The sequence below is a fragment of the Marinomonas foliarum genome (assembly GCF_016906065.1).
GTDB classification, from domain to species: Bacteria; Pseudomonadota; Gammaproteobacteria; order Pseudomonadales; family Marinomonadaceae; genus Marinomonas; species Marinomonas foliarum.
In genome coordinates this window covers 25,471-46,226 of record NZ_CP070273.1, presented here as the reverse complement: position 1 = coordinate 46,226, position 20,756 = coordinate 25,471, and the positions used below count along the sequence as shown (strand labels likewise).

General features: G+C 41.8%; 19 protein-coding genes. 4 read left to right on the top strand and 15 right to left on the bottom strand.

The window, feature by feature from the left end; all coding sequences use genetic code 11:
• Nucleotides 1-470: 470 nt before the first annotated feature.
• Complete coding sequence (gene ydiJ / locus JSY38_RS00235; RefSeq protein ID WP_205114669.1) at nucleotides 471-3,545, top strand: D-2-hydroxyglutarate dehydrogenase YdiJ; 3,075 nt, start codon at nucleotides 471-473, stop codon at nucleotides 3,543-3,545.
• A gap of 69 nt (nucleotides 3,546-3,614) precedes the next feature.
• Complete coding sequence (locus JSY38_RS00230; protein WP_114412001.1) at nucleotides 3,615-4,343, top strand: spermidine synthase; 729 nt, start codon at nucleotides 3,615-3,617, stop codon at nucleotides 4,341-4,343.
• 79 nt (nucleotides 4,344-4,422) lie between these two features.
• Here JSY38_RS00230 and pgm read toward each other — a convergent pair whose 3' ends face one another.
• Nucleotides 4,423-6,066: a phosphoglucomutase (alpha-D-glucose-1,6-bisphosphate-dependent) gene (gene pgm, locus JSY38_RS00225; protein ID WP_205114667.1), complete on the bottom strand. Its 1,644-nt coding sequence runs from the start codon at nucleotides 6,064-6,066 to the stop codon at nucleotides 4,423-4,425.
• Nucleotides 6,067-6,181: 115 nt separating this feature from the next.
• Nucleotides 6,182-7,306: a beta-ketoacyl-ACP synthase III gene (locus JSY38_RS00220; protein WP_205114665.1), complete on the bottom strand. Its 1,125-nt coding sequence runs from the start codon at nucleotides 7,304-7,306 to the stop codon at nucleotides 6,182-6,184.
• A gap of 257 nt (nucleotides 7,307-7,563) precedes the next feature.
• Here JSY38_RS00220 and JSY38_RS00215 point away from each other — a divergent pair, with 257 nt between their 5' ends.
• A complete protein-coding gene (locus JSY38_RS00215) occupies nucleotides 7,564-8,703 on the top strand; it encodes a patatin-like phospholipase family protein (RefSeq protein WP_205114663.1) in 1,140 nt (379 codons plus the stop codon).
• On the opposite strand, the gene murI is transcribed toward JSY38_RS00215, so the two are convergent.
• From murI to JSY38_RS00175, 8 genes are read right to left on the bottom strand one after another with little or no spacing between them, the layout of a single operon-like run.
• Nucleotides 8,693-9,502 (bottom strand): glutamate racemase, encoded by an 810-nt coding sequence (murI, locus tag JSY38_RS00210; protein ID WP_205114662.1) that lies wholly within the window; start codon nucleotides 9,500-9,502, stop codon nucleotides 8,693-8,695. The two genes, JSY38_RS00215 and murI, sit on opposite strands and share 11 nt — an antisense overlap.
• Entirely contained in the window at nucleotides 9,499-10,572 is a 1,074-nt protein-coding gene (gene murB / locus JSY38_RS00205; protein ID WP_114411996.1) for a UDP-N-acetylmuramate dehydrogenase, read from the bottom strand. Before murB ends, murI begins: the two co-directional genes overlap by 4 nt.
• Nucleotides 10,573-10,580: 8 nt before the next feature.
• The gene (locus JSY38_RS00200; RefSeq protein ID WP_205114660.1) at nucleotides 10,581-11,057 is read right to left on the bottom strand and encodes a low molecular weight protein-tyrosine-phosphatase; all 477 of its coding nucleotides are present in this window, start codon (nucleotides 11,055-11,057) and stop codon (nucleotides 10,581-10,583) included.
• Nucleotides 11,054-11,251, bottom strand: coding sequence for a Trm112 family protein (locus JSY38_RS00195; protein WP_114411994.1), 198 nt, complete (start codon nucleotides 11,249-11,251; stop codon nucleotides 11,054-11,056). The genes JSY38_RS00200 and JSY38_RS00195 overlap by 4 nt, the downstream gene beginning before the upstream one ends.
• Complete coding sequence (lpxK, locus tag JSY38_RS00190; RefSeq protein ID WP_205114658.1) at nucleotides 11,244-12,281, bottom strand: tetraacyldisaccharide 4'-kinase; 1,038 nt, start codon at nucleotides 12,279-12,281, stop codon at nucleotides 11,244-11,246. Before lpxK ends, JSY38_RS00195 begins: the two co-directional genes overlap by 8 nt.
• Nucleotides 12,278-12,700 carry an ExbD/TolR family protein gene (locus JSY38_RS00185; RefSeq protein WP_114411992.1) on the bottom strand — a complete coding sequence of 141 codons (423 nt, stop codon included), beginning with the start codon at nucleotides 12,698-12,700 and terminating at the stop codon, nucleotides 12,278-12,280. Before JSY38_RS00185 ends, lpxK begins: the two co-directional genes overlap by 4 nt.
• Nucleotides 12,697-13,323, bottom strand: a complete 627-nt coding sequence (locus JSY38_RS00180; RefSeq protein ID WP_114411991.1) for a MotA/TolQ/ExbB proton channel family protein — start codon at nucleotides 13,321-13,323, stop codon at nucleotides 12,697-12,699. The genes JSY38_RS00185 and JSY38_RS00180 overlap by 4 nt, the downstream gene beginning before the upstream one ends.
• Nucleotides 13,324-13,336: 13 nt before the next feature.
• Nucleotides 13,337-14,755: a ComEC/Rec2 family competence protein gene (locus JSY38_RS00175; RefSeq protein WP_205114656.1), complete on the bottom strand. Its 1,419-nt coding sequence runs from the start codon at nucleotides 14,753-14,755 to the stop codon at nucleotides 13,337-13,339.
• A 571-nt stretch (nucleotides 14,756-15,326) separates the two neighbouring features.
• Here JSY38_RS00175 and JSY38_RS00170 point away from each other — a divergent pair.
• Nucleotides 15,327-15,851: a DUF2062 domain-containing protein gene (locus JSY38_RS00170; RefSeq protein ID WP_114411989.1), complete on the top strand. Its 525-nt coding sequence runs from the start codon at nucleotides 15,327-15,329 to the stop codon at nucleotides 15,849-15,851.
• A 46-nt stretch (nucleotides 15,852-15,897) separates the two neighbouring features.
• Here JSY38_RS00170 and JSY38_RS00165 read toward each other — a convergent pair whose 3' ends face one another.
• From JSY38_RS00165 to dapA, 5 genes are all read right to left on the bottom strand, one after another.
• Entirely contained in the window at nucleotides 15,898-16,584 is a 687-nt protein-coding gene (locus JSY38_RS00165; protein WP_205114654.1) for an ABC transporter ATP-binding protein, read from the bottom strand.
• Nucleotides 16,577-17,821 (bottom strand): lipoprotein-releasing ABC transporter permease subunit, encoded by a 1,245-nt coding sequence (locus tag JSY38_RS00160; RefSeq protein WP_205114652.1) that lies wholly within the window; start codon nucleotides 17,819-17,821, stop codon nucleotides 16,577-16,579. Before JSY38_RS00160 ends, JSY38_RS00165 begins: the two co-directional genes overlap by 8 nt.
• 66 nt (nucleotides 17,822-17,887) lie before the next feature.
• Nucleotides 17,888-18,604, bottom strand: coding sequence for a phosphoribosylaminoimidazolesuccinocarboxamide synthase (gene purC, locus JSY38_RS00155; RefSeq protein ID WP_205114650.1), 717 nt, complete (start codon nucleotides 18,602-18,604; stop codon nucleotides 17,888-17,890).
• Nucleotides 18,605-18,645: 41 nt separating this feature from the next.
• Nucleotides 18,646-19,710: a hypothetical protein gene (locus JSY38_RS00150; RefSeq protein WP_205114648.1), complete on the bottom strand. Its 1,065-nt coding sequence runs from the start codon at nucleotides 19,708-19,710 to the stop codon at nucleotides 18,646-18,648.
• Nucleotides 19,707-20,588: a 4-hydroxy-tetrahydrodipicolinate synthase gene (gene dapA, locus JSY38_RS00145; protein ID WP_114411985.1), complete on the bottom strand. Its 882-nt coding sequence runs from the start codon at nucleotides 20,586-20,588 to the stop codon at nucleotides 19,707-19,709. Before dapA ends, JSY38_RS00150 begins: the two co-directional genes overlap by 4 nt.
• Between the last annotated feature and the right edge of the window lie 168 nt (nucleotides 20,589-20,756).

Sequence of the window (20,756 nt, the reverse complement as noted above, 5' to 3'; positions counted from 1 at the left end):
AATCGTAAGAAATGAACAAACAAACAGCCAGTTTCAGGAAAGTTATTCTGAAATCGGCTGGATTTAAAGCAGGAAGTGTATATGGACAGTGTGGATAGGATACCTATTAAATGCTCTCTGGACGATATCCCCGCATAGCCAGGGAATAATTCGGGTCAGAGTAAAATTAAATTTCTACAATCAGCCATCATCCCTATTTTTACGCCAACCGCACGGCGTGGCATGGAGACTCCTTTCTCATATACTTTAAGATAAAAAAGGATAGCATGGAGAGGGATTAGCTAGGGAGACTATTTAGTTTTCTCTGTCCCCAATTACAGTGTAGGTATTTTAGCTAGATGAAAGCCCTCAAGTTGGTTTAGCTAATTCATAGAAGATATCTTTAGAGACGACGAAGAACCATAAAAATATCCCTTTAGAACTCAGTTGTTTGTTAAAATCTGCACACTCATCAATTGTGGAGATGAAACATGATTCCAAAGCTTTCTGAAGTCTCGCCCATTCAGGCCAAATACCTTTCTTTCATCGAACGCCTGAAAGCTTCAGGATTCTCAGGAGACACCAATCCTGATTATGCCAACCGTGTGGTTCTTTCAACTGATAACTCCATTTATCAAGTCTTGCCTCAAGGGGTTATCTTTCCTAAAAACACCCAAGACATTCAGTTATTGGTGCAGTTATCCAACCAAGAAGAATATATCGATGTAGTGTTAAGCCCGCGAGGCGGCGGTACTGGTACTAACGGCCAGTCGTTAACCGATGGTTTGGTGATTGATTTATCCAAGTACATGAATCGAATTCTGGAAATCAACGCTGAGGAAGGTTGGGCTCGTGTCGAAGCTGGCGTAGTAAAAGATCAACTTAATAAAGCGATTAAACCTCACGGCTTATTCTTTGCACCAGAGTTATCGACCAGCAACCGAGCGACTATTGGCGGTATGATCAACACCGACGCCAGCGGACAAGGTTCGGTAATGTATGGGAAAACACGCGATCATGTTCTTGAATTGAAAACCGTGCTGTTAGACGGACATCTACTAGAATCAGCCCCCATTGATGATAAAACACTGGCCGACATACAAAGTGGTAGTGACTATTCCGCTCATGCGCACCGTGTTGTCGATAGCATTCAAAAAAGCAAAGCTCAAGAGATCAAAGACACCTTCCCTGAACTTAACCGCTGTTTAACTGGTTATGACTTGGCTCATATTCGCACAGAAAATGGCCAATTCAATATGAACTCGGTGCTTTGTGGATCAGAAGGCACGTTAGGTTTTATCGTCGAAGCCAAGGTAAATCTTCTGGCTATTCCTACTTATGCGGCCTTAGTCAATATTCGCTATGACAGCTTTGAAGGCTCACTTCGTCATGCTCGTGAGCTGCTCGCCGCCAAGCCAACCTCTATCGAAACCGTCGACTCGAAAGTACTCGGTCTTGCAAAAGGCGATATCGTTTGGAATTCTGTTGCTGAATTTTTCCCAGAAAAAGCGGGAGAAAATATCCAAGGGATTAATCTAGTCGAATACACTGGCAATGATGAACAAGACGTTGCCAACAAAATCAAAGTGCTTACTGGCAAACTTGACGCCTTAGTTGAACAAGGCGGTAGTAGCGCTCTTGGTTACACTATTGCCATGGGGCATGAAAACGTTAACAAGCTCTGGGCAATGCGTAAAAAGTCGGTTGGTCTGCTTGGGAACGCTAAGGGAGAAAGACGCCCTATTCCATTTGTTGAAGACACCGCCGTTCCTCCTGAAAACCTTGCCGATTTCATTATGGAATTTCGTGCAGTTCTAGACAGCTACAAGGTGCAATATGGCATGTTTGGTCATGTGGATGCCGGTGTTCTGCATGTTCGCCCTGCGCTTGATCTTAAAGATGAATCCCAAGAGCCCATGATCCGCGAAATCACCGACAAAGTAGTTGCGCTCACCCAGAAATACAAGGGTTTATTATGGGGTGAACATGGCAAAGGCGTCCGTTCGGAATATTCTCCAGCCTTCTTCGGTGAGCTCTATCCCAGTATCCAGCAAGTGAAAGCAGCATTCGACCCAAGAAACCAATTAAACCCTGGCAAAATCGCCACACCATTTGAACTCGGTGTAGATTTATTAAAGATAGATGCGGTTCCATTACGAGGTCAATTTGACCGTCAGATTCCGCTTCAGAACCGTGATCAATTTCAAGAAGGCATGTACTGTAATGGTAATGGAGCCTGTTACAACTTCGATCCAAATGATGCCATGTGCCCTTCTTGGAAAGGCACCCGAGATCGTCGCCACTCGCCAAAAGGTCGTGCTTCTTTAATGCGTGAATGGCTTCGTGGCATGAGCCAACAAGGCGTGGATACCGTAAAAGCAAGCAAAGACGCTAAACACAGCAATGTCTTTTTCAACTTCTTACCAAGACTAAAAAACACCCTAGCAAAACGTCGTGGGGAATATGACTTCTCGAATGAAGTTCATGAATCCATGATGGGCTGCTTGGCCTGTAAATCATGTGTCGGACAGTGCCCAATAAAAGTTGATGTTCCAGATTTTAGAGCGAAATTCTTAGAGCTTTACTACAGTCGCTATTTGCGACCTGCTAAGGATTACCTTATTGGCTCGCTAGAATTTATGATGCCAACCATGGCGATATTTCCGCAGCCATACAATTGGTTGGTAAGCCGTAGTTGGGTGAATCACTTCAGTAGCAAATACATAGGTTTGGCCGACAATCCAAAACTGAGCAAGCTCAATCTAAAAAAAGAAATGTCACGCCGTGGTATTCGTTTGGCCACGCCATTGGCGATTGAAGCCTTGAGCCCAAAAGACAGATCTCGCGCCGTTATTGTCGTACAAGATGCTTTCACTAGTTATTTTGAAACAGAATTAGTTCTGGATACGATGGAGACGTTGAGTCGATTGGGGTTTCAAGCTTACCTTGCCCCTTATATGCCTAATGGCAAACCATTGCATGTAAACGGCTTCATGAAAGCATTTAACCGCACGGCGCGTAAGAACTTAGATATGCTACAAAGCTTGGCTTTCTATGGATTGCCTTTTATCGGGATTGATCCTTCCATGACGTTGACTTATCGAGCGGAATACAGCAAAGCCTTTAGCGATACTCGACAAATCCCTAACATTCAATTGATGCAAGAATGGCTAATGAAGAAAAGCGCACACCTTATTAAACAACCTTTAATGTGCGATAGCTCCACTTACCATTTAATGACTCACTGCACTGAAAAAACCAATGCCGCAGCATCTCTTCAAGACTGGCAAAAAGTCTATAGTATTTTAGGGCTTGAATTAAAAATCGAAAACGTCGGTTGTTGTGGCATGGCGGGGACCTATGGCCATGAAACCGCGAATAAAGAAACCTCGAAAACCATTTATAATTTGTCGTGGAAAGAAAAAGTTACTGATCCAGAGCTGGTCGGAAAACTAGTGGCAACTGGCTACTCTTGTCGCAGCCAAGCAAAGCGTTTTGATGATGTCGCTATACCTCATCCAGTGCAAGCTATCTTGAGACATCTTCGAGAAGCAAAAGTCGAGTAATTTAAAATACTAAAGATTTATCAATAAGGCTCGACCTTCGAGCCTTATCTATTTTTATCAAGGAACACTATGTTAATACATGACAGCGCCGATGAACTTGGCCCTATTCGCATATTTGATGATGGCCAATACCGCATCCTGTCTTTTGCCGATGGCGATGAACAAAGTCGTATTCGCCTTTCTACGCCCCACATTTTGCAACACGAATACACCCAAGCCATGATGCTTCCCTTGTTGTTTTGTGAACCAAAACGAGTGTGCATTTTAGGGCTTGGAGGTGGCACCTTGCTTAATGCCCTTCACCATACGGTTCCAGCTATTCATATAACTGCTGTAGAACTACGCCAAGAAGTCATGGACGCGGCGGAAATGTATTTCAAATTACCCAGAGGCAAACGCATTAGTTTAGAAGTCGCCAATGGCATTGATTACATGGAAGAAGGTTTACCCAAGAAAGTCGACTTATTAATGACGGACCTTTATAACACCGAGGGAATGGATCGCGCCGTCCTCCAGACAAGCTTCATTGAAAACTGCGCCAAAAACATTAAGGAAGATGGTTGGTTAGCCTTAAACTGCTGGATTGATCAAAAGAATAACCATGACCTCACCGCGGTGATTAAACAGCACTTTAACGATGTTAGAGCCTTAGATACGGGAAGTGGTAACTGGGTGATCATCGCAGGCAAAAGAATGAACAACAATAATGCCAAAGAACTAAAAGCCGCCGCGCAAAAGCTCAGCGATAAAATGGGCTTTCAGTTAGGAAAATGGTTGTCTAGATTATCAGATATTTAGTAAAACGTACTTTACGAAAATAAACGCCGCTTATTTATTAACAATAAGCGGCGTTTTTTTAAAAGATCAAATTGCTTTACTAGCTTCCTAGCACACTGTCCACCAAGGCTTTCGCCTCACTTTCAAGCTCAGCAAGATGCGCTTCTGATATAAAGCTTTCTAAGTAAATTTTATAAACGTTTTCTGTGCCCGATGGTCGAGCAGCAAACCAGCCATTTTCTGTTGACACTTTTAGGCCGCCAATTGCAGCGCCATTACCTGGTGCATTGGTTAAGACTGAAGTAATCGCTTCGCCTGCTAATTCCGTTTGCGTGACATCTTTGGTATCCAAAGCGCCCAACAAGGCTTTTTGAGCTGATGTTGCGGCAACATCAATACGCTTGTAATAAGGGTTACCATATTTAGCCACTTGTGCGTCATAGTGACTCTGTGGATCTTTACCTGTCACGGCTAAAATTTCAGCGGCAAGAAGTGCCATGATAAAACCGTCTTTATCTGTCGACCAAACGCTTGCATCTTTGCGGAGGAAAGACGCCCCCGCGCTTTCTTCCCCACCAAACGCCATTGTGCCTTCGTACAAACCTTCTACATACCATTTGAAGCCAACCGGCACTTCACAAAGCTTTCGACCAAGACCCGCTACAACACGATCTATCATGCCGCTTGAAACAAGTGTTTTACCAAATTGAATATCTTGTGGCCACTGTTTGCGATGCTGAGACAAATATTCAATTGCCACAGCCAAATACGCATTTGGGTTCATCAATCCAAAGCCCGCACAAACAATGCCATGGCGGTCATAATCTGGATCATTGCCTACCGCGATATCAAAATCGTCTTTGAGTTTTAATAATCCCTGCATGGAATAAGGTGATGAACAATCCATACGAATACGGCCATCTTTATCACGCGGCACAAAGCGGAAAGTAGGATCTACTTCTTCATTAACGACGGTAATATCTAAACCGTATTTTTTTGCAATAGGTTCCCAATAATGAATGCCTGAGCCACCCATTGGGTCCACGCCAATACGAATTTTTTTATCCGCGATAGCCTTCATATCAATGACATTTTCAAGGTCATTAACGTAATGATTAATGAAATCAAACGGTTCGATTAAACCACTGGCATCCACTTCATCTGGAGATAAACGTTTTACACCTTCAAGGTTAGCTTCAAGTAACGCATTCGCTCTTTTCGCTACCCAGTCGGTAATGTCTTTGTCTGCTGGACCGCCTTTACTTGAATTGTATTTAATGCCGCCGTCTTCTGGTGGGTTGTGGGAAGGCGTAATAACAATACCATCACTAACATCAGCCTCTGCTTTATTGTGGGTTAACACTGCATGAGAAATAACGGGGGTTGGTGTATAACCACCATTTAACTGGGTGCGAACCCGAACACCATTGGCAATGAGCACGCTCACTGTTGTTTGAAAAGCCGCTTCAGACAAAGCGTGTGTATCCTTCCCCAAATACAATGGGCCGGACACATTTTGAGATAAACGGTATTCCGCAATAGCCTGAGCAATAGCTAAAATATGATCTTCATTAAAACTGCTTAATAAAGCACTGCCACGGTGACCTGATGTACCAAAGCTAACACGCTCATCTGGATGTGTTGTAACACGAGGCTTTTTTAAGTAATAAGCTGACATCAGCTCTGGTAGGTTTACAAGAATATCATGAGAAGCAAGCTGCCCTGCTTGAGGATGAATTGCCATATTTTAAATGCCCTATTAAGTCATTGAAACCAATATGATTAGTCTCCCTTATAATCAGATCTGTTTCAATGACTTAACTGAGCAACTTATTCAAGCATGATAAAAGAATAAGCAATTAACGTTTACGAAGGATCAAACTGCCTATCGAGTAACCAGCACCAAAGGAACAAATCACACCAATATCGCCTACTGCCAAATCCTCATGGTATTTGGCAAAAGCAATAATAGAACCTGCAGAAGCCGTATTAGCGTATTCATCAAGTACCACTGGCGCTTCTTCAAGCGTGGCGTCACGTCCCAACAAGCGCTTACTAATTAACAAATTCATATTGATATTAGCTTGATGTAACCACCAACGTTTTAACTCCGATACCTGAATGCCTTGGCTCTTCAAGTGATTCTCAATATGCTCAGCAGCCATGGGACAAACTTCTTTGAAAACTTTGCGGCCATTTTGATGGAAAAGCATATCCGCAGAGTAAGGATCCTCATCTGTTACACGAGTCGTATAGCCAAAGTTCGAACGAATATTGTTTGAATAGGACGTAATGCACTTAGTACTTAGAACATCGAACGAATGAGCAGACTGACATGTCTCGCTGCTTTCAACGACTATGGCCGTTGCGACATCACCAAATATAAAGTGAGAATCTCGATCCATGTAATTTACTTGGGGAGACGTTAATTCTGGGTTGATCACCAAAACGCCTTTAGACGAGCCTGCTTTTATGGCATCAACGGCTCGCTGCAAGCCAAAAGTCGCCGCAGAACAAGCAACCAGCATATCGAAACCAAAGCCTTCGATGCCTAATGCGCCTTGCACTTCAATTGCAATAGCAGGATAAGAGCGCTGAGTATAAGCACAGGAAACTATCACCATATCGATATCACTGGCTTTTTTATTGGCTGCTTTTAATGCTTTTTTAGCCGCTGCGATCGCCATTTCTGCTTGATGAGAAATTTGCTCGTCAGTTCGAACTTCTAGCACAGGACGCATACGGTTAATGTCTAACGCGCCCTCTTTTGAATAGATATAACGACTTTTGATACCAGATGCTTTTTCAATAAAAGCAGCACTTGAAAGAGGTTTTGCTTCTACTTCACCTTTTTCAATAGAGGCTGAGTTTTTGGCATTAAATTGCTCAGCCCAAGCGTTGTAGCTCTCTACTAGCTCTTCATTGCTGATGCTGTGTGCCGGAGTCCATAGACCAACTCCGCTAATGACAACTGAAGAATTCATGGAATTTACCTTTTTATTATTTTTACTATAAGTGATTATTAAGCCTATATGCTTGATTGTGAACCACAATGTTAGAACAGTCCACATAATGTAATAACAAACTGAGTTGATTATGTGTTTTAGTAATATCTATTTCTGACGCTTTTAATGGGCACTAGACACTTTTTTTCTTAAACGAATAGTTGTTTTAATAGCAGAAAGTGTTCCAAAATGAGATAGGTTTTTTTGCTTAATCAGGGTTGAAAAAGTGAGCCTTTATGAACAATAACAATGCACTAATTTTGTCCGGCGGAGGGGCTCGCGCAGCCTATCAAGTCGGCGTTTTGTCTGCGATGGGGCGTATTCTTCCTAAGCACTCTCCTTTACCTTTCTCTATTTTATGCGGTACTTCTGCTGGTGCTCTTAATGCAACCATGCTCGCATCGTATGCGGACAATTTTTCCAAAGCAGTCTCTACTCTTGCTTTTGTTTGGCGTCACCTTACTCCCGATCAGATTTATAACGTTGGGCGTTGGCCAGTTGCCAGCTCTTTAACCAAAACATTAATGTCGCTGTTCCATCTTCACAATCACGACAGTTCCATTGCTCTTATGGACAACGCGCCATTAGAGGAGTTGCTGCGTAATCACCTCGACTTCTCTAGGATCAGCCATGCGATAGATAATCAACAGTTAAAAGCACTCGCCATCACAGCAATGAGTTACAGCACTGGGGAGTCGACCACTTTTTTTCAAGGAACACCAGAAATTAATCCTTGGCAAGGCAATCGACGAAAAGGTGTCATAGCTAATCTAGGGGTTGATCACCTCTTGGCTTCAAGTGCGATACCAACAATTTTTCCAGCTCACAAGATAGACGAACATTATTATGGTGATGGTGCTATTAGACAAAAATCGGCTATTTACCCAGCTTTAAAATTAGGAGCAAATAAGCTCTTTATCATCGGAGTCAGCGGAAACCGAAGTGCCAAAAAATGGTCCGCACCTGATACAGTCATTGATTCTAGCGCACCAAGTATGGCTCAAATTTTGGGGCAATTGTTGAACAGTGCGTTTATTGATAATTTAGAAGACGATATTTATCAATTAGAGATAATGAACAATCTTATCAGGGATCTTCCAGAAGAAAAAAAAGCACAACACCAGAATCTTCCTACTGAAACTTTGATTATTTCACCGTCACAAGAGCTGAATGCCATCGCCCATCAGCATTTATCGACGTTACCCAAAAATATCCGAGTGCTGCTGAAAGCAGCTGGCGGATCCACTTCTGAAAAAATAAGTTCTGCTGCCAGTTATTTGTTATTTACCCCGCAGTACTGCAAGGCGCTTATGGATTTGGGTTATCAAGATGCTATGTGGGAAAAAGAACGCATTATCGCTTTTCTTAGAGACTAATAACCCTATTTAGACTAATAGCGTCTGAATCATCAACCCACTGAGTTAGGCGCTGCATGCAATGGGTTTCTTTTGTGCAGCACAAATCAATGCGACCAGTATTACTTTGATTAGCAGCTAATGCATGCTGGCTTTCAATTGGATAAGACTCTAGTAGGCGACGAATTAATTGCGCTGTTACCCCTTCGCTAGGCTCTATTATTTCACACTCCTTACCTAGTGCTTTCTCAAATAGCTTTTTCACCAAAGGATAATGGGTACAGGCTAGAACTAACGTGTCAATATTTTGAGCCAGCATATTGTCGCTCAATTGCTGAATAGTAAGCTTCACTTTCTCTTCTGTTTCGGGCCATGCGTCAATATCGAAGGCCAAAGTGGAACTAGACATTATAGCGACATGACTGTCTGCTTTCCAAAGTTCAATAAGCTGATTTAAGCGTGGACTTTGCGCAGTAACAGGCGTTGCTAATACAGCCACTCGACGTTTTTTGCTAAGTCGAAAAGCCGGCTTTACTGCAGGCTCTACCCCAATAATAGGTAATGTGGTACTAGCTCGAAGCGTATCAATAGCTGCGACAGTTGCAGTGTTACAAGCAACCACAATAGCGTAAACACTTTCCCTTTCAAAGAAACGACCCACTTTGACTAATCGATCCTGTAACTGAGTAATGCTTTTGCTACCGTATGGAGCAAATGCATCATCCGCCAAATACACCAAATCAAGACCTGGGTATTTTTGGTGTATTGCATTAAGAATGGTTAAACCGCCAGCGCCAGAATCCATTACTCCGATTTTCACTTCACTAACTCCGAAGCAAGAGGTAGTTGAACTGGCTCTCGCTCCAATAGAACACCATACTTTTCAAAGACTGAATGCTTAATCTGAGCTTCTAGGTCCAGCAAGGCTATCGCATTAGTCTCTGAGTAATTCACTAACACCAAAGCCTGTTTTTCATATACACCAACACCTTGATAGTGGACTCCCTTCCAACCAGCTTGATCTATTAACCAGCCCGCTGCCAGCTTAAACCCTCCATTAAACGGAAAAGACACAAGATTAGGAAAGTGTTGTTTCAGTTCAGTGTGTTGGTTTTGGCTAACGATCGGGTTTTTAAAAAAGCTTCCCGAGTTTGCTAACACTGCTGGGGAAGGTAACTTTTCATTGCGAACGTTGCATACCGTATTGAAAACAGACCTTAAATTGGGTTTACCGTCAATTCGTTCGGACAAGCCACCATAGCTTAATAAAAGTTCTGACTGTTTCTTCAGTGACAGTTCAACAGAAGTAATGAATAACAAATCTTTCCATTGACCTTTAAAATGGCTATCGCGATAAGTAAATCCGCAGTCTCTACCGTTTACCCAGTAGACATCACCTGTATTTCTATTAATAACTTGCACACGAGCAAGAACATCCTTTATCTCAACACCATAAGCGCCAATGTTCTGTACAGGAGCTGCACCAGCAGTGCCTGGAATTAAGGCAAGGTTCTCAATTCCATACCATTCTTGCTCGACAGAATATTCCACTACTTGATGCCAGTTTTCTCCAGCCGCTACGGTTACGCTTATGAGATTTCCAGGGAGCTCGCGAGCATTAATGCCAGATAACCGATTAATAATAACAAGGCCCGTTACATCTGCCGAAATAAGTAAATTACTTCCACCACCGATCATAGTAACCATTTTCTGATTCTGCTTTGCCCAAACGAGTAATTCTCTTAAAGCATCTAAAGTCTCGGCTATTGCAAAGTATTCAGCAGAGTAATCAAAGCGGAAGGTGTTGTAACTGGCGAGGGAAACATTTTCTTGAATGGAACGTTCAATGCGCTGTTCAAAAGCATCTTCGGTGTTGAATCGCATTTTCATTGTCGGACTTAATCTTCTCTATTGGAGTGTAAGTGATGTATAAATTTATCAGCAATTTGAATAAGGTGCTCTCTCATCTCAATGAAGCCTTTGTCATCACCATAATATGGATCAGCCACCTCACCAAAAGCAACAGAATCATAAAACTCACCAAACATAACCAATGTTGCTTTGCTGTTTTTAGGTTGGATTTTTTTAAGGTTAGACAGGTTTTCTCTGTCCATCGCTAGAATCCAATCAAAGTCACAAAAGTCATCTTTAGTCACTTGGCGAGCTTTTTGACGAGAGATATCGATACCAATTTGATGAAGAGCAGCAATTGAACGAGAATCCGGCGAATTTCCAATGTGATAAGCTGCCGTTCCTGCAGAATCAAGCTCTAGAAATATATTTTGTTTATCCGCAGTACTTTCTAAAATGCCTTGTGCTGCAGGTGATCGGCAAATATTACCTAAGCAAACAGTTAATACCTTATAGGTTCTCATTTTGAAGAATCAGAATCTAAGCGTTCATCAGCTGTCAGTGTGCGCGCCTCTGTTTCTAATAAAACAGGGATTCCATCTCTAACTGGGTACGCCATACCACCGACTTTGCTTATCAATTCTGTTCCATCTTTGCTCAAAGTTAAAGCTGCTTTGGTAACTGGACACACAAGGATATCTAGTAAAGTTTTATTCATTGGAATAGTCCGTTTTAATTTGATTAAGTTTTTCTAAAAAAGTTTGCTGAAAGCTTATGGGTAATTGTAATGATACGGGTAAATACCAAACATCAGTATTAGTTGGTAGAAGTGTCTGGCATTTCACTGCATCTTTTTCTGTCATTACCACAGCACCATTAGCTGGAATATCTGCTTCTTCAAATGCATGATGGTCTGAAAACCAGTGGTGAGTTGTGTTCTTTCTTTGTAACCCCAGATTTTCTAATGTTGTCAGAAATCGTTCCGGATTTCCTATACCTGCCATAATATGCCACTTTGATTCGGGCGTAAAAGCGGATTGATAATCCATGGACTTAGTTCCATCCAATGATACCAATTTAGTCGGTATAAGCGGCGCCAGTGTAATAGTTTGGTTCAAAATGTCTAACGAATGTGTCGTTTTATTAGATACACTGACAATAAAATCGACGTTATTAAGTCGTTCAATCGGCTCTCTTAATGGGCCAACAGGAAGTAAATAACCATTGCCAACCCCACGAGAAGCATCGATCATCGCAACTTCAATATCTCGATTAAGTTGGTAATGCTGCATGCCGTCATCACTTATAACAATATTAACATCTGTGGTGTTGAGTAAGTATTTAACCGCTTCATCCCTCTTGGGAAACACGACCATAGGACAAGCAGCACGCCTTGCAAGCATAACCGGCTCATCACCTACTTCTTTCGCTAGGCTATTTGGATAAACAGACGTTGGCGTTTCAAGTTTTGCGCCATGACCACGGGACACAATTCCCGGTCGATATCCGTTTTCAATTAATAGCTTGCATAGCGCAACCACCATCGGCGATTTTCCGGTTCCTCCGACACTTATGTTACCTACAACTACAACGGGTACTGGCGCCTTATAAGATAGTTCTGGATGTTCAATGAAGGTGCGCCGTTTATTGGCTACCACCTTCTTTACCAAAGGCTGAAGTGGTCGAAATATATGCGTCCAACCATAATGGGTATACCAAGACTGATTAAATAGAGACTCTAAATTCACAAGTTAGGCTCTTTCTGAGCTGTATGAGCTAGCTTAGTGATCCCCAGGCTTGCTGCCGCATCGTAGACCCTCAGAACCATATCATATGATGATTTTGCATCTGCTGTAATAATCAGCGGACGAGTTAAATCCCCCTCGCCAACCTCTTTTAAACCTTGGATTAAAGTGCTGACTTTCTCATTGATCAGTGTTTGACCATTAATGACGTATTGCCCATCAGCCGTGATAACAAGTTCAATATTCTTTGTTCGATCGGAAGTGGGAGCGTTAGATGTCGCTGTTGGAAGATCTATTGTTAGCTCTGTACTTTGATTAAACGTTGTACTAACCATGAAAAATATTAGCAATAAGAAAACGACGTCGATCAGAGGCGTTAAATTGATTTGAACGTCATCTATTTTTTGACGACGGAATTTCACTGTGCCACTCCTGTCTTCTCTCTATCACCATGTAACGAATCTATTAATTTTGTAGACTGCTGCTCCATAGTAACAACAAGAACATCAATTTTACGGCTAAAAAAACGGTGGAATATTAAAGCTGGAATAGCAACACCAAGCCCTGCTGCAGTCGACAGTAAGGCTTCTGAAATACCGCCAGCCAACAATGCTGTATTACCTGCCCCGCTTTCCATTAGAACAGAGAACACTTTAATCATACCAACTACGGTACCGAGCAAACCAAGTAATGGGGAAATTGCAGCAATGGTGCCCAATGTATTCATAAAACGTTCTAGTTCATGGATAACATGGCTTGCCGCTTCTTGAATACTTTCCTTCATGGCACTACGTCCATGCTTTGAATTTAATAAACCTGCAGCAAAAATTGAAGCAAGTCCTGCTTGACCTTGCATTGAACGAATGTATTCAATAGTCATTCTGTCGTCACGCAATCGTGTCATTACATCGGATAAAAGGCCTTTGGGAGCAACGCCCGATTGGCGAAGAGTCCAAAAACGCTCAATAATAATAGCCAGAGTAAGAATGGAACAGGCCAGCAACGGCCACATGAAAAAACCACCAGTTTGAATAAAGGCTAACACTTTGCACTCCAATTTAAGTTTGTAAGTAATTTAACACACTCTCTAGCTTTTCAACACGCTTGCAAGTGTCAGATTTTAAGAGAAAAAACGAATAAAGGCACGACGAGTGCCGCAGTGATAGCTGCTTGTCTTGAAAGTGAAATTCTAAAAACTCCCCATCAGAAATAATTAGCCAATTAACGTTTAATGCATCTAGCATAGTAATAGTTTTATCAGCTTCCATTTTTTGTAGAAACACCCAAGATGTGTCTACAGTAAGGAGTCGCCTAGGCGTAAGATCTGATAGCTTTGCTGGAGATAGCAAATACCTGCCAGATGGATTGAAATCAACATTCGGGTCAAACAACAGGCGCCCAATATCGCTCCCAGCCCATGCGTTAACCATTAAAATTTGCTCCTTATCTTTCAAGACTAACTTGTTGTTTTTATTGAGTATCGTATAGTCAGGTTTACTGCTATAAAACAACGTGGAGGAAAATAACAAGCACCAAACGCATAATATACTCAGAACCCCACGTTTTAGAGGGCTTTGATAAACCCAAAAAACGATCAATAAAAGCATCAAAGCTTTAGGGGCGCTGGTAGCAAAGGTTTCGAATGTGAGTAATGGCAGGCTAAAGACTACCCAATTAAGAAACTCATCCACACAAAAAAGCAGCAGCTCCAAGAATTTATAGCTGTAGGTTGAACCAATCAACAAGACCTCAAAGCACGAAAGCAACCCCAATGGAAACCAAATAAAGCCAGCAAATGGAATCATAAGCATGTTGACTAAAACAGATACGCTGGATATTTCTTCTTGCCAACCAAGAATCAGTACCATAGATGCTGTACTCAGCATGACTTGCCCCATAATTAAGCGAGATAGTTTGGTTGTTTGGCAGTAGCCAATAAGTAAATATACCAAACTAAAAGAAAGCCATAATCCAGGACTTAATACCGTTCTAGGATTAGCTAATAATACGACCCACAGAGCAAACGTTATTATACTGTAAGCAGAAAACTGCATAGCTAACATGCGAGCGCACAAATACGAACTGAGCATAATAGCTGCCCTTACAACAGGTTCTCCCCAGTTTGTAAAATAAGCATAAGCAAACAGTAGCGGGACAATAATCATGGCATCACAGTGCCAACGAGTTAAACCTGATAGCAGCAAATGCCCCGGGAGAAGTTGCCACACAGCACGGCTAATTAAGCTTCCGATGACAAACATAAAGCCCGTATGAAGACCAGAAACCACAAAAAGATGCGCCAAACCTAGTGTACGAATGACCCAAGTATCTTTTTGGCTCCATAGATCATTTTGACCTAATAATAATGCTTTAGAAAAGCGCCAATAGTTATAGGTTGATAATCTCGCGTCTAATGCGTCCAGAAGTTGATCTCTTGGCGATGGGCTAGATAACGCTAACAATCTAACATCATCCATTGACAGCTCGACCGTGATTTGGGCTATGTGTCTATTGATATATAGTTTCTTTTGCCACCAACTTCCCTCTTTATCCGATAACAGCACATTTGTCACAATGCCTTTAAAGCGTTGTGGTGATGGAGGTCTTTTAGGTTGCTCTAGCTGATTATCAATTAACAATACAAAATCACTATGTGTTCTCCGTTCATTATTCTGATTGAAGTACATGATTTCAACTGCTTGATTTCTATATTGATACCTAGGTTTACCCGATAATTCAGCTGTTATTAGTCTAGTGGGTTCCAATGTTCTTTTTTGAAAATCAATATAAACCGTATCATTGGATTTGAGCGAGATTATTGGTGAGGTTTTGCTCTCATGAAATGCAAGAAATATTAAGGACACAAGTGTCAAAAAGAGGGGCAGTAAGCGCTTTGTCCATATTAAGTAGAGACACACCATGATGATATGAGTAGAATACACCCATAAATAATCGCTCGGCACCAATATGGCGCCCATCAATATGGACAAACTACTTAGTAACATAAGACCTCCTTGTCTTAAATTGCTAATTTTTTAATACCTGATTATGCCGAAGAATTGTCTAAAAAAATTCATACCAAATCCTGAAAAGCTCAAACAAAGTAAAGCGCTGAATTTACTAGGTTCTCAAATTTATGAGGCCAACTTGTGGCATTTAAACAGGAAATCTGTTGCTAGAGCATTCTTCAACGGCCTATTTTGGGCATTTATCCCAATGCCATTTCAAATGCTAGCCTCGGCGTTGCTAGCCATTCCACTACGTGCAAATATACCTCTATCAATAGCGCTGGTTTGGATTACAAACCCCCTAACCATGCCTTTTGTGTTCTACTTCAACTATAAAGTTGGTTCGCTTATTTTAGACACGCATCACGAGAAAAATTTCCATCTTTCCGTTGAGTGGATATGGGATAAAATGGAACACATATGGGTTCCACTCTATGTCGGGTCGATTACTTCAGGGCTTGTTGCTGGCGCAATCAGTTATGCAGTTATTTCCATACTATGGCGTTTACATGTAATCAAGCGTTGGAAAGAGCGTAAACTCCGTAATAGCATAGACAAAAAGTAAGTCGAGAACAGGAACCAAAGCTCCTAATCTCGATTTAGCTATATTATTACTTCAGTGGCTGCAAAGTTCCTTTTGATAATCGATAAGCTGAATCCATCCAACCAAGCATTTTTTCATCATGTGTAACAACGAGAAATGCCATACCATAGCTAGCCTTTAGCTCATTGATAAGTCTTTGGATTTCCATCGAAGTTGTTTCATCAAGGTTGCCTGTTGGCTCATCCATCAGAACACAAGCAGGACGATTTGCTAACGCTCGCGCAATAGCAACACGCTGCCTTTCGCCGCCAGATAGTTGCGATGGTTTATGATGCAACCTATCTTTTAAACCAACCTGCCCTAGTAACTCTTTAGCACGTTGGTTAGCTTCTTTTGTATTAAGCCCAGCAATCCACATTGGCATTAATACATTCTCTAATGCAGAAAATTCTGCGAGCAAATGATGGAACTGGTAAACAAAGCCCATTTCTTTATTTCTCATCTTCGCGCGCTTAGCATCTTTCATGCTGGACCATGAAATATTCGCCAGCTTGACATCACCCGTGGTAGCCAAATCTAAACCTGCCAACAAATTAAGTAAGGTGGTTTTGCCTGACCCTGATGCTCCCACGATAGCACAGGCCTCACCTTTGTTTAACGCAAGGTCAATAGATTGAAAAACATCGATTACTTGCTTGCCGTCTTGATATTGCTTCGACAATTGACGGCATTCCAAAACAATATTATTACTCATAGCGTAATGCCTCCGCTGGTTCTACTTTAGATGCTCGCCAAGCAGGATAAATTGTCGCAGTAACAGTCATGATAAAAGCAGAAATAACAATTAACTCAACATCCGACCACTGAAGTTCAGATGGAAGATAATTAATAAAGTAGACATCTGAACTTAAGAATTGCACATTTAGCAATGTCTGCAACGCGGCAATTAGTTCGCTGACGTTTAATGCCAATGCAACACCTAACACCACACCGATTAAAGTGCCTAGCATTCCAATAAACATTCCTTGAACAATAAACACCCACATAACTTGACCAGATGTTAATCCCATTGTGCGAAGGATGGCGATGTCATTACGCTTATCTGTTACCACCATTACCAAGGTAGAAACAATATTAAATGCAGCGACTGCCACAATAAGTAGCAATAACAAGCCTATCATGGTTTTTTCCATCTTTATGGCTTGAAAAAGACTACCATGGGTACGAGTCCAATCACTCACTCTATTCTGCCCAGGCACTGCTCTAGCGATATCCCAAATACGCGATGGCGCGACAAATAAGTCATCAAATGAAATTCTTAGCGCTTCAACTTCATCTGCTTTATATCGCTTAAGTTTAGCGGCATCTTTGATATTTATATAAGCTAAGCTGCTGTCAAGTTCAGCTCCAACCTCAAAAGTACCCACTAAGGTAAAGCGCTTTAATACAGGTGCTACACCAGCAATAGACACATTTGCTTTTGGTAATATTGCAGTCACCTTATCGCCAAGGTCTACTCTCAACATTTTGGCTAATTGAGCACCAAGTACGATACCAAAGCTTGTGTCGTCTAATGCACTAAGTGACCCGGAAGCCATGTTGTCCCCAATGATGGACACTTTCTTTTCCATTTCTGGATTAATGCCATTAAGGATAGCTCCATGCACGCTTGAACCAGACTGAAACATAACCTGGGCCTGAGTATGAGGTGCAACACCAATAACATTGGGCATTGTTTCAACAAGCTTGGCGGTTTCACGCCAATCATTTAAAACTGGGCCACCCCATAAAGTAGCGTGTGGAACCATACCTAAAATACGTTGACGTAATTCACGATCAAATCCATTCATCACAGACAAAACGGTGATAAGAACCATCACTCCTAGAGCGAGACCTGCGATAGAGGAAAAACTGATGAACGAAATAAAATGATTAGAGCGCTTAGCACGGGCATATCGAAGCCCGATGGCAACAGGGAGGAAATTAATCAATGTGTATCCTTGCATAGCAAAATGGAGGGAACACCCCCTCCATTATGGATTTATTCGCCAATCTCTTTAGGCGTCGAAATCGATACCTATACGACGACCAACATCTTCGTAAGCTTCAATTACGCCACCCAATCCTTGACGGAAACGATCTTTATCAAGTTTTTCTTTGGTTTTCGCATCCCACAAACGGCAACCATCTGGAGAGAACTCATCGCCTAATAAAACTTCACCTTTATATAGACCAAATTCTAATTTGTAATCAACTAGAATCATGCCTCCTTCAGCAAAAATCGCTTTTAGTACATCATTCACCTTGTATGTAAGCTCTTTTGCTTTTGCCAAGTCTACAGCGTTTGCCCAACCAAATGATTCAACGTGAGATTCGTTGATCATTGGGTCACCCAAAGCATCATTTTTCAAAAATAATTCGAAAGTTGGCGGTGTTAATGCAACCCCCTCTTCTACGCCTAAACGACGGCAAAGACTACCTGCAGCAACATTTCGAACGACACACTCAACCGGCATCATATCAAGACATTTTACGAGCGACTCTGTATCACTTAAAAGCTTCTCAAAGTGAGTTGGGATACCAGCTTCTTGTAATTTGCTCATGATGAAAGCATTAAACTTATTGTTCACCATGCCTTTACGATCAAGCTGCTCTATTCGCTTTCCGTCAAATGCAGAGGTGTCATCACGAAATACTAGAACCATCTTGTCAGGATCATCTGTGCGAAATACAGATTTTGCCTTACCTGCATACAGCTCTTGTCGTTTTTCCATTGGAGAGTCTCCGGTCTTCTTTTATGAGGGGTTAATCTTAATTAATTTACAAAGCGTTGAACTAAGTGGAACGAAGTCACTTCTGGAAATTCCATAGAAGAAACATCAATCACTAAAAAGTCGCCTGCTTTTTGGCGTGAAATCTTGTAGGCGTATTCTCGGTTTTCCCAGCTAACGTCATCAAGATTTCGACGGTATACGTTAAATAGCTTTTGCTCACTCCCAGGGATATTAAAGTCAACAACATCACCAATTCGTGCTACGTCTTCAGAAGGAACAGGCGCAAGCATGTTATCTTCACCTGGTATCAAGTACATACCAGCTGCGTTTAGTTTTGCTTCAATCTCTGCTGGTGAAGAGTTAACTCCCAAATGTATAGCGAAAATACCTTGATGGTCGACCCAAACAGGGAATGCTGTTGTCGATTCACGGTTGGAAAGATAAGCGGATGTTTGGTTTAATTGACGCCCGATGGTCCCCCAAAGGCGTACAGCAACAGAATAGGCGTCTGCATTTTGCACAGGACTCATCCAATTGCTTGGCTCAGCACCTTCTTGCTCATCACGGAAACGAACTGACACCAAGGTTTTATCATCAGCTTCACTAAAATCAAAAGAAAATGCTGGGTTCGCCGGATGTACGCGTGTGATATTACTCCACAAAGATGACCACCAACCTTGTGGGTGAAAATCAAATGGAACACTAACAATTTGACTCTCAGTTTGTGATGCTATTGGTAAGCCTGCGCCATGAAGCGCCGTTAAAAAATCAGACACAATGCGTTTAGATTGACTTATATTAGCAGGCACTGAAAATTCAATAGCCTCTGTTCTTTCAACAACACCTACAGCAACCATGGGATAATAAATAAACGGTGCTCTTGGCGTCTCATAAGGTGTAACGCCATCCAAATCTGCAATATTGTTTTCATTTGGAATAACCAAAATATCTTTTGCTGGCTGAGATCCATCTGGCATTACTATGGATGTGCTTGTCGTTTTTTCTTTTTGATAATCATCTGAATGGTCAGTGAAAAATGTGCTACAACCAGACAACAAAAGTGTCATTGAGCCTGCACCGATTATCTGTAAAGCTAATTTGCTCATACTAATAAAACTCCAGCTTCTATCATTGCCTGTCGAACAGCAGAGTGGTGCTGTTCAGAAAGCGGGGTTAGAGGTAAACGAATACCATCCTCACATAAACCCAATTGACTACATGCCCATTTAACAGGAATTGGGTTGGATTCTAAAAATAGGTTTTTATGTAGAGATGAAATGGTTGTATCAATTGAATGTGCTAGATCCGCGTTATCCGCTAAAGATGCCTCTGCGGCCTGCGCAACGGCCTTAGGTGCAACATTCGCTGTCACCGAAATATTCCCTTTACCACCAAGCAGCATAAGTGAAACGGCAGTTGGGTCGTCACCTGAATATACAGCAAAATCATTCGGTAGAGCATTAATTAAGGCTTCTCCTCGCTCTAGATTACCAGTCGCGTCTTTAATTCCAACGATATTTTTAATTGCAGATAGACGTACAACCGTTTCATTTTGCATGTCACAAGCCGTTCGACCGGGTACGTTATATAGAATTTGTGGGATATCAACGGCTTCAGCAATGGCTTTAAAATGTTGAAATAAACCTTCTTGGGTTGGTTTATTATAATAAGGTGTCACCAGCAAACAAGCATCGGCGCCTGCTTCTTTTGCACTACGAGTAAGGTCGATAGCTTCATGTGTTGCATTAGCACCAGTTCCTGCAATAACAGGCACTCGACCTTTAACGGTATTAACCACCTGACGAATCACATTAGCATGTTCTTCAGTTGTCAGTGTCGAAGACTCTCCCGTTGTACCCACGGCTACAATGCCATGAGTTCCCTCGTTTATGTGAAACTCTATTAGATCATCTAATTTTTGGGTATCTACAGCGCCATCTGGTGACATAGGTGTGATAAGCGCAACTAAACTACCTGTGATCATTTCGAGTCTCCGTTAAAATTATAAGCGCGCCTATAGTAACGCCCAGACAATGGTTTAACAATAATTCGGGGACGTAAAGCAGACGTAAATTAGCAAGAAACTTATGACAAAGGGATTTTTCACTAAGCTCTTGTTAAGCTACCATTTATTGAGCTATTACATATAGAG

What these genes read in the sequence shown, in the direction of transcription:
- ydiJ (WP_205114669.1), top strand. Translation starts at nt 471, where the DNA reads ATGATTCCAAAGCTTTCTGAAGTCTCGCCCATTCAGGCCAAATACCTT.
- JSY38_RS00230 (WP_114412001.1), top strand. Translation starts at nt 3,615, where the DNA reads ATGTTAATACATGACAGCGCCGATGAACTTGGCCCTATTCGCATATTT.
- pgm (WP_205114667.1), bottom strand. Translation starts at nt 6,066, where the DNA reads ATGGCAATTCATCCTCAAGCAGGGCAGCTTGCTTCTCATGATATTCTT.
- JSY38_RS00220 (WP_205114665.1), bottom strand. Translation starts at nt 7,306, where the DNA reads ATGAATTCTTCAGTTGTCATTAGCGGAGTTGGTCTATGGACTCCGGCA.
- JSY38_RS00215 (WP_205114663.1), top strand. Translation starts at nt 7,564, where the DNA reads ATGAACAATAACAATGCACTAATTTTGTCCGGCGGAGGGGCTCGCGCA.
- murB (WP_114411996.1), bottom strand. Translation starts at nt 10,572, where the DNA reads ATGAAAATGCGATTCAACACCGAAGATGCTTTTGAACAGCGCATTGAA.
- JSY38_RS00200 (WP_205114660.1), bottom strand. Translation starts at nt 11,057, where the DNA reads ATGAGAACCTATAAGGTATTAACTGTTTGCTTAGGTAATATTTGCCGA.
- JSY38_RS00195 (WP_114411994.1), bottom strand. Translation starts at nt 11,251, where the DNA reads ATGAATAAAACTTTACTAGATATCCTTGTGTGTCCAGTTACCAAAGCA.
- JSY38_RS00175 (WP_205114656.1), bottom strand. Translation starts at nt 14,755, where the DNA reads ATGGATGATGTTAGATTGTTAGCGTTATCTAGCCCATCGCCAAGAGAT.
- JSY38_RS00170 (WP_114411989.1), top strand. Translation starts at nt 15,327, where the DNA reads ATGCCGAAGAATTGTCTAAAAAAATTCATACCAAATCCTGAAAAGCTC.
- JSY38_RS00165 (WP_205114654.1), bottom strand. Translation starts at nt 16,584, where the DNA reads ATGAGTAATAATATTGTTTTGGAATGCCGTCAATTGTCGAAGCAATAT.
- purC (WP_205114650.1), bottom strand. Translation starts at nt 18,604, where the DNA reads ATGGAAAAACGACAAGAGCTGTATGCAGGTAAGGCAAAATCTGTATTT.
- JSY38_RS00150 (WP_205114648.1), bottom strand. Translation starts at nt 19,710, where the DNA reads ATGAGCAAATTAGCTTTACAGATAATCGGTGCAGGCTCAATGACACTT.
- dapA (WP_114411985.1), bottom strand. Translation starts at nt 20,588, where the DNA reads ATGATCACAGGTAGTTTAGTTGCGCTTATCACACCTATGTCACCAGAT.